This is a genomic window from Microbacterium sp. NPDC055357 (assembly GCF_053644835.1).
In genome coordinates this window covers 44,399-62,789 of the sequence record NZ_JBSHLZ010000011.1, presented here as the reverse complement: position 1 = coordinate 62,789, position 18,391 = coordinate 44,399, and the positions used below count along the sequence as shown (strand labels likewise).

Genomic DNA, 18,391 nt, shown 5'->3' with positions numbered 1-18,391 from the left:
TCACGTGTTCAGAGATGGATGCCCGTGATGAGGGGCTTCGGGTGTGTGCCCGGTGCGGGGCACGCACTGAACGTAGGAGTGGACTCTTAAGAGAGTCCGCTCAGAAGGTGAACAGCAGGTGAACGGGCTTCAGGCTTTCGGCTCGTGCGTCTCGATCGCGACGATGCCCGATCCCGGGTTCTCCAGCGGCAGGTGCACGACCGAGAACGCGCCGGGATCGAGCGCGGAGGCACTCCCGAGGTACGACCCCCGCAGGGTTCCCGTCGCGAGGGCCATCTCGCTCAGGATCTCGGGCAGCACGGGACCGTGGCTGCACAGGACGGCGGGCTTGCGCGACCGCACACGCTGACCGACGATCGTCCGCGCGTCGGAGTCGCCCTTCTCCCACGCATCCTGACTCAGAAGATCCGACGTTCTGACGTCGCGATCGAGCGCCTTGGCGAGGGGAGCGACCGTCGAGACGCACCGCACGGCCGGGCTCGACACGATCCTGCGCGGCCCGAACGCCCGCAGCGGACCGACGAGGGCCTTGGCCTGCTTCTTGCCGCGTGCGGAGAGCGGGCGATCCGTGTCCTCGCCGTCCCACTCGTCGCGCGAGAGCGCTTTGGCGTGCCGCAGCACGATGAGCGGAAAGGTGCGCAGGACGCCTTCTTCGACGAGCCGGATGAAGTTCTCGACGATCTCGACGTCGACGGGATAGCTGAGGCGCTTGAGGGCCTTCGCGGGCGAGATCCACTCGAGACCGGCGATCTCCTTGTTCGGCACGAAGGCCGAGGTCCGGATCGCCGCGTCCGTCGCCTCGGCCGCCCAGTAGTGCACGATCTTGCGGCGCTTGTTGGGCAGGCGATAGCTCGAGACGCCGACAGGCATGCCGAGCACGACGCGGATGCCGGTCTCTTCGAAGATCTCCCGCGCGGCCGTCTCGGCGAGCATCTCACCGGGATCCACCTTGCCCTTGGGCAGGCTGAAGTCGCGGTAGCGCGTACGCGCGACGAGGAGCACCTTGAGCTTGCCGTCGACGAGCCGCCACACGACGCCTCCGGCCGCGTACACCGCGGTGGGCGTCATCGGACCACGCGCGCCCGGCGCCGGCGCTGCACCGTGCTCATGGTCTTGTCCTGCAGATCGACCAGGGGTGCGCCGTCTTCGCCGAGGTGGTGGCGGGTCCACACGCCGTCCGCACCGAGGTGCCACGAGCTCGTCGTGTCGGCCATCGCGAGGTCGAACAGGTCGGTCAGCTCCTCGATGTGCGCGGGTGCCGCGACGCGCACGAGCGCCTCGACGCGCCGATCGAGATTGCGGTGCATCATGTCGGCGCTGCCGATGTACACCTGCGGGTCGCCGTTGCTATGGAACGCGAAGATCCGCGAGTGCTCGAGATACCGGCCCAGGATGCTGCGCACCGTGATGTTCTCGCTCATGCCCGCGACGCCGGGCTTGAGCGAGCAGATCCCGCGCACCCACACGTCGATGGGCACGCCCGCCTGGCTCGCGCGATACAGGGCGTCGATGATCTGCTCGTCGACCATCGAATTGACTTTGATCCGGATGCCGGAGGGCTTGCCCGCCTCGGCGTTGCGGCGCTCCTTGTCGATGAGGCGCAGGAGCCCCTTGCGCAGGTGCAAGGGTGCGACGAGGAGCCGCTTGAACTTCTTCTCGATCGCGTAGCCGCTCAGTTCGTTGAACAGGCGCGTGAGATCGCGACCGACCTGCTCGTCGCACGTGAACAGGCCGAAATCCTCGTAGATCCGGCTCGTCTTGGGGTTGTAGTTGCCCGTGCCGATGTGCGAGTACGAGCGCAGGCGGCCCTCTTCCTCGCGGATGACGTGCATGAGCTTGCAGTGCGTCTTCAGACCGACGAGCCCGTAGACGACGTGCACGCCGGCCTTCTCGAGCTTGCGCGCCCACACGATGTTGTTCGCCTCGTCGAAACGCGCCTTGACCTCGACGAGGGCGAGCACCTGCTTGCCCGCCTCGGCGGCGTCGATGAGCGCCTGCACGATGGGGCTGTCGCCCGATGTGCGGTACAGCGTCTGTTTGATCGCGAGCACGTGCGGATCTTTCGCGGCCTGATCGAGGAAGGCCTGCACGCTCGTCGCGAACGACTCGTAGGGATGGTGCACGAGCACATCGGCCTTGCGGATCGCGGCGAAGATGTCCGCCCTGCCGTTCTGCTCGACCGGCTGGAAGGCCATCGGCGTCGTGGGCACGTGCGGGGGATAGCGCAGCTCGGGACGGTCGAGGCCGCCCAGCGCGAAGAGCCCGCGCAGATCGAGCGGACCGGGCAGGCGGTAGACCTCCTGCTCGGTGATGTCGAGCTCGTCCAGCAGCAGCGCGAGCGTCACGTCGTCCATGTCGTCGGTGATCTCGAGCCTGATGGGCGGGCCGAAGCGCCGGCGCAGAAGTTCCGCCTCGAGCGCCTGGATGAGGTTCTCGGTCTCGTCCTCTTCGATCACGACGTCTTCGTTGCGCGTCAGGCGGAACGCGTGGTGATCGAGGATCTCCATCCCCGGGAAGAGGTCTTCGAGATGGTGCGCGATGAGCACTTCGAGCGGCAGGTAGACGACCTGGTCGCGGGCGCGTGACACTTCGACGAAGCGCGGGAGCATGGGCGGCACTTTGAGGCGCGCGAACTCCTGCCGCCCCGTGCGGGCATTGCGGATGCGGATCGCGAGGTTGAGGCTCAGCCCGGAGATGTAGGGGAACGGGTGCGCCGGATCGACGGCGAGCGGCATCAGGACGGGGAAGACCTGCTCCTGGAAGTACTCGTACAGCCGATCGCGGTCCGCCTCGGCCAGGGCGTCCCACGTGACGATCTCGATGCCGGCGTCGGTCAGGGCGGGCTTGACCAGTCGCGCCCAGACCTCGGCGTGACGCAGCTGCAGCGCGTGGGCATCCTCCGAGATGTCGGCGAGCACCTCCTGCGGTGCGCGGCCGACATTCGTGGGCACGGCGAGTCCCGTGATGATGCGACGCTTCAGACCCGCGACGCGCACCATGAAGAACTCGTCGAGATTGCTCGCGAAGATGGCGAGGAAGTTCGCGCGTTCCAGCACGGGCAGGGTCGGATCCTCGGCCAGCTCCAGAACACGCTGGTTGAACGCGAGCCAGCTCAGCTCGCGATCGAGATACCGGTTGTCGGGAAGCTGCGCGTCGAACGTCTCGCGGAAGTCGAAGTCGTCATCGTCTGCGTCTCCGAGCCCCGCGTCCAGGGCCTCGTGTTGCATCATGCCTTCATCATTGCAGGGCGACCCCCGGCCTGCGCACGCGTTTCAGCGGATGCCGCGTTCCTCTGCCGGCGCCCGCTCGGGTGCCGCGGGCACCTGGTCGTCTTCGGCGACGGTGAAGCGGTAGCCCACGTTGCGCACGGTGCCGATGAGCTGCTCGAGGTCGCCGAGCTTGGCCCGCAGGCGCCGCACGTGCACGTCGACCGTGCGCGTGCCGCCGAAGTAGTCGTAGCCCCACACTTCGCTCAGCAGCTGCTCGCGCGTGAAGACGCGAGACGGGTGCGTCGCGAAGAAGTGCAGGAGCTGGAACTCCTTGAACGTCAGGTCGAGCGGCTTGCCGCGCAGCTTCGCGGAGTACGACGATTCGTCGATCGTGATGCCGGAGGTGTGCACGCGCGCGGGCGCATGCTCGGCCGTCGCGCGTCCGATCGCGAGACGCACGCGCGCGTCGATCTCCGCGGGCCCCGCCGTCGTGATGATGACGTCGTCGATGCCCCAGTCCGCAGAGACGGCCGTGAGGCCCCCTTCTGTCACGACGAGCACGAGCGGCGCATCCAGTCCCGTCGTCGTGAGGATCTTGCACAGCGACTTCGCCGCGACGAGGTCGGCGCGCGCGTCGACGAAGATGACATCGGCGCGGGGCGCATTGACGAGCTGCGCCGGCTGGGCGGGGATCTGCCGGACGCGGTGACTGAGCAGCTCGAGCGCGGGCAGGACGGCATCTTCTGGCTGCGTCGAGCTCAGAACCAGTACCTCTGCCACGAACGTCCTCCCTCCGGACGTGCGCATCAGTGTACGCCCGTGTCGAGCCCTGTTCCGACTCGGCCGTGCGCCGGATGCGCGTCGTGCGCGACAATGGGACGGTGTCCGCTCCCGAACTCGCCCCGCGCCGCACGGTCGGCGGCATCGTCGCGGTCTGGGTCGTCGCCGCCGTCATCGGCGTCGTCGTCGGACTCTTCACGGGCGACGACTGGCGGGGCGCGTGGCTCGCGGTCGGGATGGGCGGATGCCTCGTGCTGGCTTTCGGCATCCAGCTCGTGTCGGGCCGCTCCCAGGGCTTCACGCGCCGCGTCGCGGCGAGTGCGCTCGGCGCTCTGGTCGTGTTCGGCGTCATCAGCCTCGGCTTCGGCCTGGCGACGGTCGTTCCCGGCTAGAGTGTGACGCATGGATCTTCTCGCGCTCGAACTCTTCTTCGTCGGGCTCCTGGGGCTCGCGTCGCTCGCGATCGTCTTCGTCTCGGGTGTCGTGCTCAAGAACCTGTACCGCGGCCAGCGCTGAGGTCGCCGTCGTGCTGGAGCTTCCCACGGACCTGCCCGCCGAGCTCGTGCCCTTGTCATGGCTCATCGGCGTGTGGGAGGGGACCGGCGTCATCGACTACAGCGTCGGCGATCAGCGGCTGACGGGCGAGTTCACGCACCGCGTCAGCTTCAGCCACGACGGCGGAGGCTATCTGAACTACTCCGCCAGCGCGTGGCTCGACACGGACGAGGGCGCCCCGCCGTCGCCGCTCGTCTCTGAGGTGGGCTTCTGGCGCCTGGCGCTGCCGGCGACGGACGCCGATGCCGGGCCGGGGCTGCTGCCGGCGGCATCCGAGCGGGTCGTGCGGACGGTCGACGACATCGAGGCGCTGCGCATCGCCGACGGGGGATTCGAGATCGAGGTCGCTCTCGTGCACTCCGACGGCATCAGCGAGCTGTACCTGGGCAGGATCACCGGCCCGCGCATCGACATCGCGACCGATGCCGTCGTGCGCACGGCCGGAGCGAAGCAGTACACCGCGGCGTCCCGCATGTACGGCCTGGTCGACGGGCACCTGCTCTGGGCGTGGGACATCGCCGCGCTCGGACAGGACCTCGGCTCGCACGCGTCGGCGCGCCTCGCGAAGGCCGACTGATGTCCGAGGCGTACACGGCTGTTCCGGGCGCCGTCGTCGACGACAGGGGCCTGCGACACCTGGGCAACCCGCTCGGCGAGCAGCGCGCCCTCGCTGCCGGCCGAGCCGTCGCACCGCTCGGCGACCGGACGGTGCTGGCGGTCGCCGGCGTCGATCGGCTCTCGTGGCTCGACTCCCTCACGTCGCAGGCGCTCGCCCGCCTCGCCCCCGGGCAGAACACCGAGATGCTCGTGCTCGACCCCCACGGGCGCGTCGAGCACGCGGCATCCGTCATCGACGACGGCGAGACGACGTGGCTCATCGTCGATCGCGCGGATGCCGCGGGGCTGCTCGCCTGGCTGTCGCGCATGCGGTTCCGGCTGCGCGTCGAGGTGCGCGACGCGAGCGACGAGGTCGCCGTGGTCGGGGGCACCCGCGCCGCGCTCGACGCCGTCACGGCCGCGGCGCCCGCCGGTGTGCCGCTCGTGTGGCACGATCCGTGGCCCGGTGTCGCCCCGGGCGGGTGGGCCTACGCGCTGGCCGATCCGCATCCCGGCGCAGAACGCGACTGGTCCGAGGCCGTCGTGTCGCGCGAAGAGGACGCGCGTGTGGCCCGTGCCGCCGAGACCGGCGAGATCGCCCTCGCGGGTCTGGACGCGGTCGACGCCCTGCGCATCGCGGCGTGGCGCCCGCGACGATCGGATGCCGATGAGCGGACGATCCCGCACGAACTGGACTGGCTGCGCACCGCCGTGCACCTGAGCAAGGGATGCTACCGCGGCCAGGAGACCGTCGCGAAGGTGCACAACCTGGGCCACCCGCCGCGGCGCTTCGTCGCGCTGCAGCTCGACGGCAGCGACAGCGTGCTGCCCGCCCCGGGAGCCGACGTGCTGGCCGGCGACACCGTCGTGGGCGCCGTGACCTCGGCCGCCCTCCATCACGAAGAAGGACCCATCGCGCTCGCCGTCGTGCGCCGGTCGACGCCCGCCGACGCCGACCTGCGCGTCGCGACCGCCGACGGAGCCGTCGCGGCGGCGCAGGAGCTCATCGTGCCGCCCGAGGCGGGGGCGGCGGCGAACGTGCCGCGCCTGACGCGGCTGTCGCGGCGCAAGGTCGTCGACCCGCCCGCCTGACTGAGACGCCCGGTCAGCCGGCCGCCGGTTCGACGGCGCTCCACGGCACGGTCACCTCGCCGAGGGACCACCTCCCGCGCGGGCCGAGCGGCCAGCCCGCGGCATCCATCGCCTCGAGAGCCGTGCGCCAGCGGTGCACGGGGCCGAAGGGCGCGACGGCGGCGGCGCGATCCCATTCGGCATCGAGGGTGCGCAGCAGGTCATGCACCCGCTCGCCGGCGACGTTGCGGTGGATGAGCGCCTTCGGCAGCCGCTCGGCGGCGATCGAGGGGCGCTCGAGCCCCGCTAGGCGCAGCGAGATCGTCAGGCTGCGAGGCGTGGCATCCGGATCGATCGCGACCCACGTGCACACGCGCCCCAGCTCGTCGCACGTGCCCTCGACGAGCAGCCCGTCGGGGGCGAGGCGGCCAGCCATCGACCGCCAGGCCGCCGCGACGTCGTCTTCGTCGTACTGGCGCAGCACGTTCATCGCCCGGATCACGGCCGCGTGCCGAGCGTGCGGCAGCGGAACCTCGAATCCGCCCCGACTGAACGACACGCGCGCATCGCGAGGGAACGACGAGCGCCCCGCGCGCACCTCGGCGAGCTGCTCCTCGGCACGGGCGACGCGCTCCGCATCGATCTCGAGGCCGCGCACCTCGACGTCGGCGCGCGTCCGGGTGAGCCGGGCGGCCAGCTCGAACGCCGTGACGCCGCTCGCGCCGAAGCCGAGATCGACGACGAGCGGATCCTCGGCCCGGCGCAGTGCGGGATGCCGCGCGATCCAGCGATCGACGCGCCGCAGCCGGTTCGTGCCCGTCGTGCCACGCGTGGCCTGCCCGACGGGGCGGCGAACGGACGGCATGACTCCATCATCCCAGCCGGGCCCTCGATAAGCTGTCAGCATGAGTGCGCCCTACACGCTGATCCTGCTCCGTCACGGCCAGAGCGAGTGGAACGAGCTGAACCTCTTCACCGGCTGGGTCGACGTCCGCCTCACCGAGCGGGGCAGGGCGGAGGCCCTGCGCGGCGGCGAACTGATCGCCGAAGCGGGGCTCCTGCCCGACGTGCTGCACACCTCGGTGCTGAGCCGCGCGATCCAGACCGCGAACATCGCGCTGGACTCCGCCGACCGGCTGTGGATCCCCGTGAAGCGCTCGTGGCGTCTCAACGAGCGCCACTACGGCGCGCTGCAGGGCAAGGACAAGGCCGAGACGCTCGACGAGTTCGGGCAGGAGCAGTTCATGCTCTGGCGTCGCTCGTTCGACGTGCCGCCGCCCGACCTCGCCGACGACAGCGAATGGAGCCAGGCCGGCGACCCCCGCTACGCCGACATCGACGGCGACGTGCCGCGCACCGAATCGCTCAAGATCGTCATCGACCGCATGCTGCCGTACTGGCACGACGAGATCGTGCCCGACCTCGAGGCCGGCAAGACGGTGCTCGTCACGGCGCACGGCAACTCGCTGCGCGGCCTCGTCAAGCACCTCGACGGCATCAGCGACGACGACATCGCGACGCTGAACATCCCCACCGGCATCCCGCTCGTGTACCGGCTCGACGAGAACCTCGAGCCGATCGGCGCGGCGGAGTACCTCGACCCCGAGGCGGCCGCCGCGGGGGCTGCGGCCGTCGCCTCACAGGGGAAGGGCTGACCTACAGCTCGGGGTCGGCCGCGGCGGCGACGATGTCGAGGGCATCGGTGGGCGCCGTCCAGTCGCCCGTCGACAGGTAGGCGACCTTCTTCGCGACCGAGACGGCGTGGTCGGCGAATCGCTCGTGGTAGCGGCTCGCGAGCGTCGCGTCGACCGTGGCCGCGGCCTCGCCCTTCCACGTGTCGCTCAGCACCTTCTCGAACACCGATGCGTGCAGCTCGTCCACCTCGTCGTCGACGTTGCGGATGTCCTCGATGATCGCGAGGTCCTGCGTGCGCAGCAGATCCGTGAGGTGGCGCGCGGCCGCGACATCGAACTCGCCCATGCGCAGGAACGTGCCCTTGAGGCCCTTGGGGATCGCCCGCTCGGGGAAGCGCATGCGCGTCAGCTGCGCGATGTGCTCGGCGATGTCGCCCATCCGCTCGAGGGACGCGCTCATCCGCAGGGCGCCGACCACGATGCGCAGGTCGCCGGCGACCGGCTGCTGACGCGCGAGGATCTCGATGGCGAGCTCATCGAGCTCGAGGGCCTTCTCATCGATGATGAAGTCCGCGTCGATGACCTCTTCGGCCAGCGCGACATCGCTCGTGCCGAACGCCCGTGTGGCCTTGTCGATCGCGACCGTGACGAGGTCGGCGATCTCGACGAGGCGTCCTTGGACGTCCTCGAGTGACTGGTGGAACACTCCGCGCATGACAGCACCCTCTCTTGATCGTGGCGGCCGCTTCCGGCTCGTCCACGGCGGCACAACGACGATCCCGGAAGATTGTCATCGGGAAAGGTTAACGATCGGTGCCGACCCGGTGAATAGTACCCGTCGTACGGCGTGATGGTCGCGGAACGGGCGGACGGCACCCGCCCGGGCCGTACTGTGGAGGCATGGATCGCACGCAGCTGGCGCTGCTCGCCCTCTTCGCGGGAGTCGTCATCGGCGGCGTCATTTCCATCGTCGTCGTCGGTGCCCTGCGTGCCCGCGACCGCGCCCGCGTGCAGCGGTCGGCCGGCCTGCCGGGCGGCATGCGCGAAGTGCTGCACGGGATGGACGATGCCGCCGTCGTCGTCGACGGCTCGGGCACGGTCACCGCGGCGTCCGCGGCCGCTTCGGCGTTCGGGCTGCTCGAGGGGAGCGTGCTGCCGTCCGAGGAGCTGCGCGACCTGGTCCGTCGCGCGCGCGACACCGACCTGCCGGCGACCGAGAACCTGCGTCTGCGGCGCGGAGCGGCCTACCTCGAACCGCGTCTCGTCGCCGCCCGGGCGACACGCGTCGCCGCGCAGCTGACCTTCGTCGTGCTGCGCGACATCACCGAGCGCGAGCGCATCGAGCAGATGCGCCGTGACTTCGTCGCCAACACGAGCCACGAGCTGAAGACGCCCGTGGGCGCCGTGAGTCTGCTCTCCGAGGCCATCGAGTCCGCCGCCGACGACCCCGCCCAGGTGCGTCATTTCGCGAGCCGGCTGACCGCCGAGGCCACGCGTCTCGGTCAGCTGACGGCCCGCATCATGAGCCTGTCCCGGCTGCAGTCCACGGATGAGCTGACCGAGGACCGCATCATCTCGATCGACGAGATCATCGCCTCGGCGGTGGACGCGCACCTGATCCAGGCGGATGCCGCGGGGATCGAGATCGTGCGAGGCGGCGAGCGCGGAGCGCACGTGCGCGGCGACGCCCAGATCCTCGCCGAAGCCGTCGGCAACCTGCTCGCCAACGCCATCGCCTACTCGCCGAGCGGGTCGAAGGTCGGCGTCGGAGTGAAGGTCGCCGACGACGTCGTCGAGGTCGCCGTGACCGATCGTGGCGTGGGGATCCCCGAGGGAGAGCAGGACCGCCTGTTCGAGCGGTTCTACCGCGCCGACCCCGCTCGGGCCCGCCGGACCGGCGGCACGGGGCTCGGCCTGTCGATCGTCAAGCATGCCGTGCAGCGGCACGGCGGCGAGGTGCGCCTGTGGTCGCGACCCGGGCGGGGGTCGACGTTCACCGTCCGGCTTCCCCTCGCCGCGCCGCCGGCCGACCCGCCGCGCCCCCGGCGCAAGAAGAGCCACCCGCGAGACGTCCTCATCGAGACGTCGTCGCAGAACGGAGAGTCCGCATGACCCGCGTCTTGATCGTCGAGGACGAGCCCGATCTCGCCGACCCCCTGGCCTATCTGCTGCGCCGGGAAGGGTACGAGGCCGAGATCGCCGAGGACGGCCCGGCCGCCCTCGAGGCGTTCCGTGAGCGCGGCGCCGACATCGTGCTGCTCGATCTGATGCTGCCCGGCATGCCGGGAACCGAGGTGTGCCGCCAGATCAGGACCACCTCGAGCGTGCCCATCATCATGGTGACGGCCAAGGACTCCGAGGTCGACATCGTCGTGGGACTCGAGCTCGGCGCCGACGACTACGTCACGAAGCCCTACTCGTCGCGCGAGCTCCTCGCCCGCATGCGGGCCGTGCTGCGGCGTCTCGCGCAGGCCGACGCCGACCTCGACGAGCGCGTGCTCGAGGCCGGACGGGTCGTGCTGGACATCGACCGGCACACGGTCGCGGTGGGCGGCGCCGAGATCGCGATGCCGCTCAAGGAGTTCGAACTGCTCGAGGTGCTCATGCGCAACGCGGGACGCGTCCTGACGCGCGGTCAGCTGATCGACCGCGTGTGGGGGAGCGACTACTTCGGAGACACCAAGACGCTCGACGTGCACATCAAGCGCATCCGCTCGCGCATCGAAGAGAGCCCGAGCAGCCCGCGCATGCTCGTGACGGTGCGCGGCCTCGGCTATCGCTTCGAGGCCTGAGCCCCGCGCGGATCAGTCGCGGGGAACGAGCGCCGTGAGGTAGTCCAGGCGGCCGTCGAGCACGGGAAGGACCGTGATGTGGCTCTCGGCGCCATCGGTCGAGAACTGCGCGGGCACGTCGGTGCCCGGCACCATCTCGATGCCGTCGAGCTCGATCGGCTCGAGGTCGTCGGTGCCGAAGCTGAGGGTCTCACCCGCGGGCACCCGGATCGAAAGGTCGATCGAGTCGCCCTCGCCGATCGAGAGGTTGAGTGTCTGCATCTCGTCGCTCGTGTTGATCACGGCGGCGACGAGGTTGCCGAGGTCACCCTCGTCATTGGCGACGATGAAGGCGTTGCGCACCTCGAGGACACCCATCTCGTAGACGTTGATGCCCTCCGCCGCAGCGTAGGTGATCGTCGACGACTGCGGCGTGATGAAGGTGCACCCGGTGGTTCCGAGGACGACGGCGGCGCCCACGGCGAGCGACGCGATGAGGCGCGATTTCACGGATCCTCCCAGAGTGGATGACGGCATCCGTCCCATCCTATGGGGTAGCGGCCGCGCGCATCGGCGCCTCGATCGAGCAGTGTGCGGCATCGCGGACGGAGAACCTTAGCGTATGTCGGGCTGTGATATCATAGAGGTTGCCGAAAGGACATAACTGCATGCTTTTTGAGGTTGGCGAGACGGTTGTCTACCCGCACCACGGGGCCGCGAAGATCATCGAGGTCAAGGAACGCGTGATCAAGGGTGAAGCGAAGAAGTACCTGAAGCTCAATGTCACACAGGGCGACCTGATCATCGAGGTCCCCGCTGAGAACGTCGACCTCGTGGGTGTGCGTGACGTCATCGGTCAGGAAGGCCTCGAGCAGGTCTTCGAAGTGCTGCGCGCTCCGTTCACGGAAGAGCCCACGAACTGGTCTCGTCGCTACAAGGCGAACCTCGAGAAGCTCGCTTCGGGCGATGTCATCAAGGTGAGCGAGGTCGTCCGCGACCTGTGGCGCCGCGACCAGGACCGCGGACTCTCCGCGGGCGAGAAGCGCATGCTCGCCAAGGCGAAGCAGATCCTCGTCTCCGAGCTCGCGCTCGCCGAGAAGACCGACGAAGAGAAGGCCGGAGTCCGTCTCGACGAGGTCCTCGCCTCCTGACGACTCGTCTCCGGTAGCGTGACGGCGTGAACATCACGCCCGTCCCCCGCGTCGCGGTCGTCGTCGTCGCGGCCGGTTCCGGCTCGCGACTGGGTGCCTCGGCGCCGAAGGCTTTCGTCGGTCTCGACGAGCACACGATCCTGCGGCATGCGCTCGACCGGGTCGCCGGCCTCGCGGGCGCCCAGATCGTCGTCGTCGCACCGTCCGGTCGCGAGGGCGAGGCGCTCACCGACGCCCGCGCCGCGTTCGACGACGCGCGCGACCTCGTCTCGGTCGTGACGGGCGGTGAGACGCGCCAGGCCTCCGTCGCGGCCGGCCTCGCGGCCGTCTGGGCCGACGTCGAGATCGTCCTCGTGCACGACGCGGCCCGCGCGCTCACCCCGCCCGCGGTCTTCGAACGCGTCGTCGCGGCGATCGACGGCGGCGCCGAGGCCGCCATCCCCGTGCTCGCGGTCGTCGACACCATCAAGCGCGTCGCGGGCGACGAGATCGTCGCGGCCGTCGACCGGTCGCAGCTCGGCGCGGCGCAGACGCCGCAGGGATTCCGGCGCGACCTGCTCGACGCCGTCTACGCGGCAGCATCCGAGCACTTCACCGACGACGCCGCGCTCTTCGCCGCCGCAGGACACCGCATCGCCGCGGTCGCGGGCGAGGACATCGCGTTCAAGATCACCACGCCCGCCGACCTCGACCGCGCGCGCGCACTCGTCACGCCGCCGCCTCCGGCCGGGCGCACCGTCGCGATGCCACGCGTCGGGATCGGAACCGACGTGCACGGCTACGGCGGGGAGGGCTCGCTCTGGCTAGCGGGGCTTCAGTGGCCGGGGGAACGCGCACTCTCGGGGCACTCCGACGGAGACGCCGCGGCGCACGCGATCGTCGACGCGCTGCTGTCGGCCGCGGGGCTGGGCGACATCGGGACGCACTTCGGCACGTCGCATCCGGAGTATGCCGGAGCCCACGCCGACGTCTTCCTGGCCCGCACGCGCGACCTGCTCGAGCAGGCGGGCTGGCGGATCGGCAACGTCTCGGTGCAGCTGCAGGCCAACCGTCCGCGCTTCGCGGCCCGACGCGCCGAATCCGAAGCGGTGCTGTCGGCGGCGCTGGGCGGGGCACCCGTCTCGGTCGCCGCCACGACGACCGACGGACTCGGCTTCACCGGTGCCGGCGACGGCGTCGCGGCGTTCGCCGTCGCGCTCGTCGTTCCGGTGTGAGCCGCGTCAGCCTTCGACGGCGAACGGACGCACGTCGCGCGGCGAGCGCGAACCCCACGCGAGCAGCGCGAGACCGAACCCCAGCACGACCAGCCCCCCGACCGCGAGGGGCGAGAGCCGTTCGCCCAGCACGACGATCCCGAGGATGCTGGCGGTCAGGGGCTCGGCGAGGGTGAGCGTCGCCGCGGTCGCCGCCGTGAGCCCGCTCAGCCCCCACGTGAACAGCGTGTAGGCGACGCCGATCGTGGCGATCCCGAGCCAGAGGGCGAGAGCCCAGCCCGCCGCGGAACCGAGCCACGTCAGGCTCACGAAAGGCAGCACCGCGGCGCTCAGGACGGCGCCGCTCGCGCCCATCGAGCCGACGACCGTGGAGGGGTCCCACCCCTGGTCGAGGAGTCGACGCTGCGCGTTGGCGATGACGGCGAACGCCGCGGCGGCGCCGAGCGAGCCCAGAAGGCCGATCGGGTCGGTGCCGCCGTCGCTGCGTGCGTCGCCGCCGAAGCCGAGCAGCACGACGCCGACCGTCGCCACGGCCGTCGCGGTGAGCCACGTCGCGGTGGGCCGGCGCCGGGTCATGGCCCATTCGATCAGACCGGCGAGGATGGGCGCCGCCCCGAGGGCGACGACGGTGCCCACCGCGACGCCGTTGCGCTCCATGCCCAGGAACACCAGCGGCTGGAAGACCGTGAGGCAGGCGCCCGTGAGCACCATGAGCAGGAGCGGGCGCACTCCGAGCCGGGGCCGTGCGGCGAGCGGATCGCGGCGCGCGTGCCGCACCGCGAGCGAGAAGGCGACGACGGCGAGCACGATGCCGCCGAGCACCATCCGGACCATGCCGACCGAGAGCGCCGTCGCGCCCTCGGGACCGAGGGCTTTCGCCGTTCCGATCGTGCCGAACAGGACGGCGGCGGCGAGGACGGCGAGGACATGCACTCTCTAGTTCTATCGGTTCCCGGCGCCCGGTCTCGCCGCGCTGCCCCGAGCCTCTGCGGCGCGGCCGGTAGGCTGGCGCAGTGACGATCCGGCTCTACGACACGCGCGCACGAACGCTGCGTGACTTCACCCCCGAGGACCCGGGGAACGTCACGATGTACGTCTGCGGTCCGACGGTGCAGTCGGGCCCGCACATCGGCCATCTGCGCGGGGCGCTGAGCTTCGACCTGCTGCGGCGCTGGCTGGCGCACCGGTACGGACGCGTCACGTTCGTGCGCAACGTCACCGACATCGACGACAAGGTGCTCGCGAATGCGTCGCCCGACGAGCCGTGGTGGGCGCTGGCGTACCGCATGGAGCTCGCGTTCACGCGTGCCTACACGGCCATCGGCATCCTGCCGCCGACGTACGAGCCGCGGGCCACGGCATCCATTCCGCAGATGACCGAGCTGATCGAGCGCCTCATCGCGGCGGGGCACGCGTACGCGTCGACGGATGCCGCAGCGGCAGGCGACGTCTACTTCGACGTGCGCTCGTGGCCCGAGTACGGCGCCCTGACGAACCAGTCGCTCGATGCGATGGAGCCGGCGACCGACGCGGATCCGCGCGGCAAGCGCGACCCGCGCGACTTCGCCCTCTGGAAGGGCGGCAAGCCCGACGAGCCCGCGTCGGCGACGTGGGATTCGCCGTGGGGCCCCGGACGCCCCGGCTGGCACATCGAGTGCTCGGCGATGTCGCGCCGCTACCTCGGACCGTCGTTCGACATCCACGGCGGCGGGCTCGATCTGCGCTTCCCGCACCACGAGAACGAGCTCGCGCAGTCGACCGCGACGGGCGACGCGTTCGCGCGGTACTGGGTGCACAACGGCCTCGTGACCGTCGGCGACCAGAAGATGTCGAAATCGCTCGGCAATTTCGTGCTCGCCGACGACCTGCTGCGCGATCGCGACCCGCTCGTCGTGCGCTACGCGCTCGCCGCGGCGCACTACCGTTCGACGCTCAGCGTCACGGAGGCATCCTTCGACGAGGCCGACGCGGCGCTCGATCGCATCCGCACGTTCCTCGAACGCGCCGAGCGCGTGCTCGGGGCGGCAGACGACGGGACCGCCGCGGCAGACGTGCCGCAGGCCTTCGCCGACGCGCTCGACGACGACCTGGGCCTGCCGCAGGCGCTCGCCGTCGTGCATGAGACCGTGCGCGCCGGGAACGCGGCGCTCGACGCCGGCGACCGCACCGCGGCAGCACGCGCGTCGACGGACGTGAGCCGGATGGTCGGGGTCCTCGGGCTCGATCCACTCGACCCGCAGTGGCGCGACACCGGCACGACGGCGGAGACGGCGGCGCTCGACGCCCTCGTGCAGACGATGATCACGCAGCGCGAGGATGCTCGTGCGGCGAAGGACTGGGCGGCGGCCGACCGCATCCGCGACGCGATCGCGGCGGCGGGCATCGCCCTCGAAGACACACAGCAGGGCACGCGCTGGAGCATCGAGCGCGCGCCCGAGAAGGAGAACTGATGGCCAAGCCAGGGCGCCCCGGCGCGAGCAAGGGCGGCAAGGGCCCCACGAAGGGCACGGGCGGCAAGAACAAGCGCTCCCTCGAGGGTCGCGGACCGACACCCAAAGCCGAAGAACGCGCGTGGCATCCCGCGGGCAAGCGCAAGGCCGCGGCCGAGCGGCTGGCAGCGGCGGGCGGCAAGCCCAAGCCGCGCACGAGCAGCACGAACCGCACGTCGCGGTCGAAGTCGGCCGATGACACCGAGACGGTGACCGGCCGTAACTCGGTGCTCGAGGCGCTGCGCGCCAAGATCCCCGCGACGACCCTGTATATCGCGCAGCGCGTCGAGATGGACGACCGCGTCAAGGAGATGCTCTCGATCGCGACGCATCGCGAGATCCCGATCCTCGAGGTCATGCGTCCCGAGCTCGACCGCATGGCGGGCTTCGACGGTGTGCACCAGGGCGTCGCCCTCAAGGTGCCGCCGTACGAGTACGCGCACCCGCAGGACCTGCTCGAGAACGTCATCGACACCGGCGCGGTGCCGCTGTTCGTCGCACTGGACGGCATCACCGATCCGCGCAACCTGGGCGCCATCATCCGCTCGACGGCGGCATTCGGCGGGCAGGGGATCATCCTGCCGCAGCGTCGCTCGGCGAGCGTGAACTCCGCCGCGTGGAAGACGAGTGCCGGCGCCGCCGCGCGCATCCCCGTCGCGCTCGCCCCGAACCTCACGACGACCCTCAAGGACTTCAAGAAGCAGGGTGTGTTCGTGCTCGGCCTCGACGGCGGCGGCGACGTCTCGCTGCCCGCGCTGGAGCTCGCCGACCGGCCCGTCGTGGTCGTCGTCGGCTCCGAGGGCAAGGGACTGTCGCGCCTGGTCACCGAGACGTGCGACCAGGTCGTGTCGATCCCGATCTCGGGGGCGACCGAATCACTCAACGCCGGCATCGCGGCCTCGGTCGCGCTGTACCAGATCGCGACGCTGCGCGCCGCAGGAAAGGACTGATCTGCATGGCTCGCATCGCCGTCATCGGGGGGACCGGCTACGCCGGCAGCAACATCGTCGCCGAGGCCGTGCGCCGCGGGCACACGGTCGTATCGGTCGCCCGCACGATTCCGTCCGACCGCGTCGACGGCGCCACCTACATCGAGGGCACCCTGCTCGATGTGCCGACGCTCATCACCGAGATCCAGGGCGTCGACGTCGTCGTCTCGGCCGTCGCCGCCCGCGGCGACATGCTCGGCAACGTGCGTCCGGCGATGGCGCAGCTGGTCGCCGATCTTCCCGATGAGGTGCGGGTGGGTGTCGTCGGCGGTGCCGGCGGCAGCCTCATCGCCCCCGGTGGCGAGCGGCTCGTCGACCAGCCCTCGTTCACCGAGGAGTACAAGCCCGAGGCGCTCGAGGCGATCGGCGTGCTCGAGGACCTGCAGACCACGCCCGCGTCGCGCGACTGGTTCTACGTGCATCCCGCCGGCGGTTTCGGGTCGTGGGCTCCGGGCGAGCGGACGGGTGAGTACCGCGACGGCGGTGACGTCCTCGTGACGGATGCCGCGGGGGAGTCCTTCATCTCGGGCGCCGACTTCGGCGTGGCCGTGCTCGACGAGATCGAGAACCCGAAGCACCGCCGTGAGCGCTTCACGGTGGGTTACTGACCGCGCCGGACGTCAGACGAGGTCGCGCCAGTCGACCCCGTCGTCTCCGGTGTCGAGCGGGATCGCGGCCGTGATGACGGGGATCGCCATCGTCTCGGTCGGCGGGCCCATGACGGTCGCCTCGTCGCGGCGGTGGCGCAGCACGGTGTCGATGTAGCTCGCGAGCACTTCGGCGAGCGGCGTCGACCGATCCTGCGCCTGCGACATGTACCAGCGGTGCTCGAGCACCTGGTGGAACACCTCGGCGGGCTCGAGCTTGGCGCGCAGGTCCCACGGGATCGCCTTGACGACCGGTTCGAAGACGCGCGTGAGCCATTCGTGGGCGACCATCTCCTCATCGGCGCCGAGCCGCGAGATGCGGGCGCTGAACTCGTCGAGGTCGTTGAGCAGGCGCCGCGCCTGGTTCTCTTCGACGTCGAGCCCGGTCAGCCGGAGCAGGCGGCGCTGGTGGTGTCCGGCATCCACGACCTTCGGTCTGATCGATACCCGCGTGCCGTCGCTCGTCGCCTCGATCGACATCTCGCCGATGTCGAAGCCGAGATCGTTGAGCCGTCGCACGCGCTCCGTGATCCGCCAGGCCTCGTCGGCGCGGAACGTCTCGGCTTCGGTCAGGGCGTTCCACAGCGCCCGGTACGAGCTCACGATGCCGTCGGCGATCGCGACGGCGTCGACGCCGCCCTCGAGACGGCCGCCGGCCTCGAGGTCCATGATCTCGCCCGCGATGTTGGTGCGCGCGACGTCGAGATCGTGTTCCCGCTGTCCGCGCGTCAGTCCGCTCTCATGCAGCTCGCCCGTCTCGGCGTCGACGAGGTACGCCGCGAACTCCCCGGCGTCGCGGCGGAACAGCGTGTTCGACAGCGAGACGTCGCCCCAGAAGAAGCCGACGTTGTGCAGCTGCACGAGCAGCGCCGCCAGCGCGTCGACGAGGCGGGTCGCGGTGTCGGGGCGCAGCACCTGCGTGAAGAGCGCGCGATAAGGCAGTGAGAACCGCAAGTGCGCCGTGACGAGGGCCGCCGGCAGGGGCGAGCCCGCGGGAGTCGACCGGCCCGCGATGACGGCGACGCGCGTGACGCACGGCACATCGAGCCGCGCGAGGTTGCCGAGCATGTCGTACTCGCGCCGAGCCATCTCCTCGGTCGTCTCCTTGACGGCGACGACACGGCCGGACAGGCTCGAGAACCGCACGAGGTGACGCGAGAGGCCCTTGGGCAGCGACACGATGGCGCTCGAGGGCCAGTCCGCGAGCGGGGTGGCCCAGGGCAGTTCGAGCAGGGCCGGGTCGACCGAGCTCGCGGTGATGCTGAGGGCGTCGGGCACAGGTCC

The 18,391-nt window shown here is 70.7% G+C and carries 19 protein-coding genes; 11 read left to right on the top strand and 8 right to left on the bottom strand.

The genetic code is table 11. The features are described from left to right. Positions 1-129: 129 nt before the first annotated feature. The 3 genes from ACWICD_RS13005 to ACWICD_RS12995 are packed head-to-tail and all read right to left on the bottom strand — an operon-like array spanning position 130 to position 3,989. Complete coding sequence (locus ACWICD_RS13005) at positions 130-1,068, bottom strand: NUDIX hydrolase (protein WP_454140413.1); 939 nt, start codon at positions 1,066-1,068, stop codon at positions 130-132. Beyond that, on the bottom strand, positions 1,065-3,230 hold the full coding sequence (locus ACWICD_RS13000; protein ID WP_454140412.1) for an RNA degradosome polyphosphate kinase: 2,166 nt from the start codon (positions 3,228-3,230) through the stop codon (positions 1,065-1,067). The genes ACWICD_RS13005 and ACWICD_RS13000 overlap by 4 nt, the downstream gene beginning before the upstream one ends. A 42-nt stretch (positions 3,231-3,272) precedes the next feature. Next, entirely contained in the window at positions 3,273-3,989 is a 717-nt protein-coding gene (locus tag ACWICD_RS12995; RefSeq protein WP_376128601.1) for a response regulator transcription factor, read from the bottom strand. 101 nt (positions 3,990-4,090) lie between these two features. On the opposite strand from ACWICD_RS12995, the gene ACWICD_RS12990 reads away from it, so the two are divergent. From ACWICD_RS12990 to ygfZ, 3 genes are all read left to right on the top strand, one after another. Beyond that, positions 4,091-4,381 carry a hypothetical protein gene (locus ACWICD_RS12990; protein WP_376128603.1) on the top strand — a complete coding sequence of 97 codons (291 nt, stop codon included), beginning with the start codon at positions 4,091-4,093 and terminating at the stop codon, positions 4,379-4,381. Positions 4,382-4,515: 134 nt separating this feature from the next. Continuing rightward, positions 4,516-5,121, top strand: coding sequence for an FABP family protein (locus ACWICD_RS12985; protein ID WP_454140411.1), 606 nt, complete (start codon positions 4,516-4,518; stop codon positions 5,119-5,121). Beyond that, positions 5,121-6,233 carry a CAF17-like 4Fe-4S cluster assembly/insertion protein YgfZ gene (gene ygfZ / locus ACWICD_RS12980; RefSeq protein ID WP_454140410.1) on the top strand — a complete coding sequence of 371 codons (1,113 nt, stop codon included), beginning with the start codon at positions 5,121-5,123 and terminating at the stop codon, positions 6,231-6,233. Before ACWICD_RS12985 ends, ygfZ begins: the two co-directional genes overlap by 1 nt. Before the next feature lie 13 nt (positions 6,234-6,246). Here ygfZ and ACWICD_RS12975 read toward each other — a convergent pair whose 3' ends face one another. Beyond that, positions 6,247-7,077: a class I SAM-dependent methyltransferase gene (locus ACWICD_RS12975; protein ID WP_376128609.1), complete on the bottom strand. Its 831-nt coding sequence runs from the start codon at positions 7,075-7,077 to the stop codon at positions 6,247-6,249. Between the two features lie 40 nt (positions 7,078-7,117). Between ACWICD_RS12975 and ACWICD_RS12970 the strand changes: the two genes are divergently transcribed. Further along, entirely contained in the window at positions 7,118-7,867 is a 750-nt protein-coding gene (locus ACWICD_RS12970) for a phosphoglyceromutase (RefSeq protein WP_376128611.1), read from the top strand. 1 nt (position 7,868) lies between these two features. On the opposite strand, the gene phoU is transcribed toward ACWICD_RS12970, so the two are convergent. Then, entirely contained in the window at positions 7,869-8,561 is a 693-nt protein-coding gene (gene phoU, locus ACWICD_RS12965) for a phosphate signaling complex protein PhoU (protein WP_376128613.1), read from the bottom strand. A 185-nt stretch (positions 8,562-8,746) separates the two neighbouring features. On the opposite strand from phoU, the gene ACWICD_RS12960 reads away from it, so the two are divergent. Beyond that, a complete protein-coding gene (locus ACWICD_RS12960; protein WP_376128615.1) occupies positions 8,747-9,958 on the top strand; it encodes a sensor histidine kinase in 1,212 nt (403 codons plus the stop codon). After that, positions 9,955-10,638: a response regulator gene (locus ACWICD_RS12955; RefSeq protein ID WP_376128617.1), complete on the top strand. Its 684-nt coding sequence runs from the start codon at positions 9,955-9,957 to the stop codon at positions 10,636-10,638. Before ACWICD_RS12960 ends, ACWICD_RS12955 begins: the two co-directional genes overlap by 4 nt. Before the next feature lie 12 nt (positions 10,639-10,650). Here the strand turns inward: ACWICD_RS12955 and ACWICD_RS12950 are convergent, their stop codons facing one another. Next, positions 10,651-11,154 carry a DNA modification methylase gene (locus tag ACWICD_RS12950; RefSeq protein WP_376128619.1) on the bottom strand — a complete coding sequence of 168 codons (504 nt, stop codon included), beginning with the start codon at positions 11,152-11,154 and terminating at the stop codon, positions 10,651-10,653. Between the two features lie 131 nt (positions 11,155-11,285). On the opposite strand from ACWICD_RS12950, the gene ACWICD_RS12945 reads away from it, so the two are divergent. Beyond that, positions 11,286-11,768, top strand: a complete 483-nt coding sequence (locus tag ACWICD_RS12945) for a CarD family transcriptional regulator (protein WP_376128621.1) — start codon at positions 11,286-11,288, stop codon at positions 11,766-11,768. A gap of 26 nt (positions 11,769-11,794) precedes the next feature. Next, complete coding sequence (gene ispD / locus ACWICD_RS12940; protein ID WP_454140409.1) at positions 11,795-12,982, top strand: 2-C-methyl-D-erythritol 4-phosphate cytidylyltransferase; 1,188 nt, start codon at positions 11,795-11,797, stop codon at positions 12,980-12,982. A 6-nt stretch (positions 12,983-12,988) separates the two neighbouring features. Here the strand turns inward: ispD and ACWICD_RS12935 are convergent, their stop codons facing one another. Beyond that, on the bottom strand, positions 12,989-13,915 hold the full coding sequence (locus ACWICD_RS12935; protein WP_454140408.1) for a DMT family transporter: 927 nt from the start codon (positions 13,913-13,915) through the stop codon (positions 12,989-12,991). Positions 13,916-13,995: 80 nt separating this feature from the next. Between ACWICD_RS12935 and cysS the strand changes: the two genes are divergently transcribed. From cysS to ACWICD_RS12920, 3 genes are read left to right on the top strand one after another with little or no spacing between them, the layout of a single operon-like run. Next, entirely contained in the window at positions 13,996-15,432 is a 1,437-nt protein-coding gene (gene cysS, locus ACWICD_RS12930; RefSeq protein ID WP_454140407.1) for a cysteine--tRNA ligase, read from the top strand. Beyond that, positions 15,432-16,421 (top strand): 23S rRNA (guanosine(2251)-2'-O)-methyltransferase RlmB, encoded by a 990-nt coding sequence (gene rlmB / locus ACWICD_RS12925; protein WP_376128629.1) that lies wholly within the window; start codon positions 15,432-15,434, stop codon positions 16,419-16,421. Before cysS ends, rlmB begins: the two co-directional genes overlap by 1 nt. A gap of 5 nt (positions 16,422-16,426) precedes the next feature. Next, positions 16,427-17,068 (top strand): NAD(P)-dependent oxidoreductase, encoded by a 642-nt coding sequence (locus tag ACWICD_RS12920; RefSeq protein ID WP_376128631.1) that lies wholly within the window; start codon positions 16,427-16,429, stop codon positions 17,066-17,068. Positions 17,069-17,080: 12 nt separating this feature from the next. Here the strand turns inward: ACWICD_RS12920 and ACWICD_RS12915 are convergent, their stop codons facing one another. Beyond that, the gene (locus tag ACWICD_RS12915) at positions 17,081-18,385 is read right to left on the bottom strand and encodes a DUF4032 domain-containing protein (RefSeq protein WP_376128633.1); all 1,305 of its coding nucleotides are present in this window, start codon (positions 18,383-18,385) and stop codon (positions 17,081-17,083) included. Between the last annotated feature and the right edge of the window lie 6 nt (positions 18,386-18,391).

Coding starts and splice junctions, on each gene's coding strand:
- ygfZ (WP_454140410.1), top strand. CDS start 5,121: ATGTCCGAGGCGTACACGGCTGTTCCGGGCGCCGTCGTCGACGACAGG.
- ACWICD_RS12945 (WP_376128621.1), top strand. CDS start 11,286: ATGCTTTTTGAGGTTGGCGAGACGGTTGTCTACCCGCACCACGGGGCC.
- ACWICD_RS13000 (WP_454140412.1), bottom strand. CDS start 3,230: ATGATGCAACACGAGGCCCTGGACGCGGGGCTCGGAGACGCAGACGAT.
- ACWICD_RS12975 (WP_376128609.1), bottom strand. CDS start 7,077: ATGCCGTCCGTTCGCCGCCCCGTCGGGCAGGCCACGCGTGGCACGACG.
- ACWICD_RS12950 (WP_376128619.1), bottom strand. CDS start 11,154: ATGCCGTCATCCACTCTGGGAGGATCCGTGAAATCGCGCCTCATCGCG.
- ACWICD_RS12955 (WP_376128617.1), top strand. CDS start 9,955: ATGACCCGCGTCTTGATCGTCGAGGACGAGCCCGATCTCGCCGACCCC.
- ACWICD_RS12960 (WP_376128615.1), top strand. CDS start 8,747: ATGGATCGCACGCAGCTGGCGCTGCTCGCCCTCTTCGCGGGAGTCGTC.
- ACWICD_RS12970 (WP_376128611.1), top strand. CDS start 7,118: ATGAGTGCGCCCTACACGCTGATCCTGCTCCGTCACGGCCAGAGCGAG.
- ACWICD_RS12920 (WP_376128631.1), top strand. CDS start 16,427: ATGGCTCGCATCGCCGTCATCGGGGGGACCGGCTACGCCGGCAGCAAC.
- ACWICD_RS13005 (WP_454140413.1), bottom strand. CDS start 1,068: ATGACGCCCACCGCGGTGTACGCGGCCGGAGGCGTCGTGTGGCGGCTC.
- phoU (WP_376128613.1), bottom strand. CDS start 8,561: ATGCGCGGAGTGTTCCACCAGTCACTCGAGGACGTCCAAGGACGCCTC.
- rlmB (WP_376128629.1), top strand. CDS start 15,432: ATGGCCAAGCCAGGGCGCCCCGGCGCGAGCAAGGGCGGCAAGGGCCCC.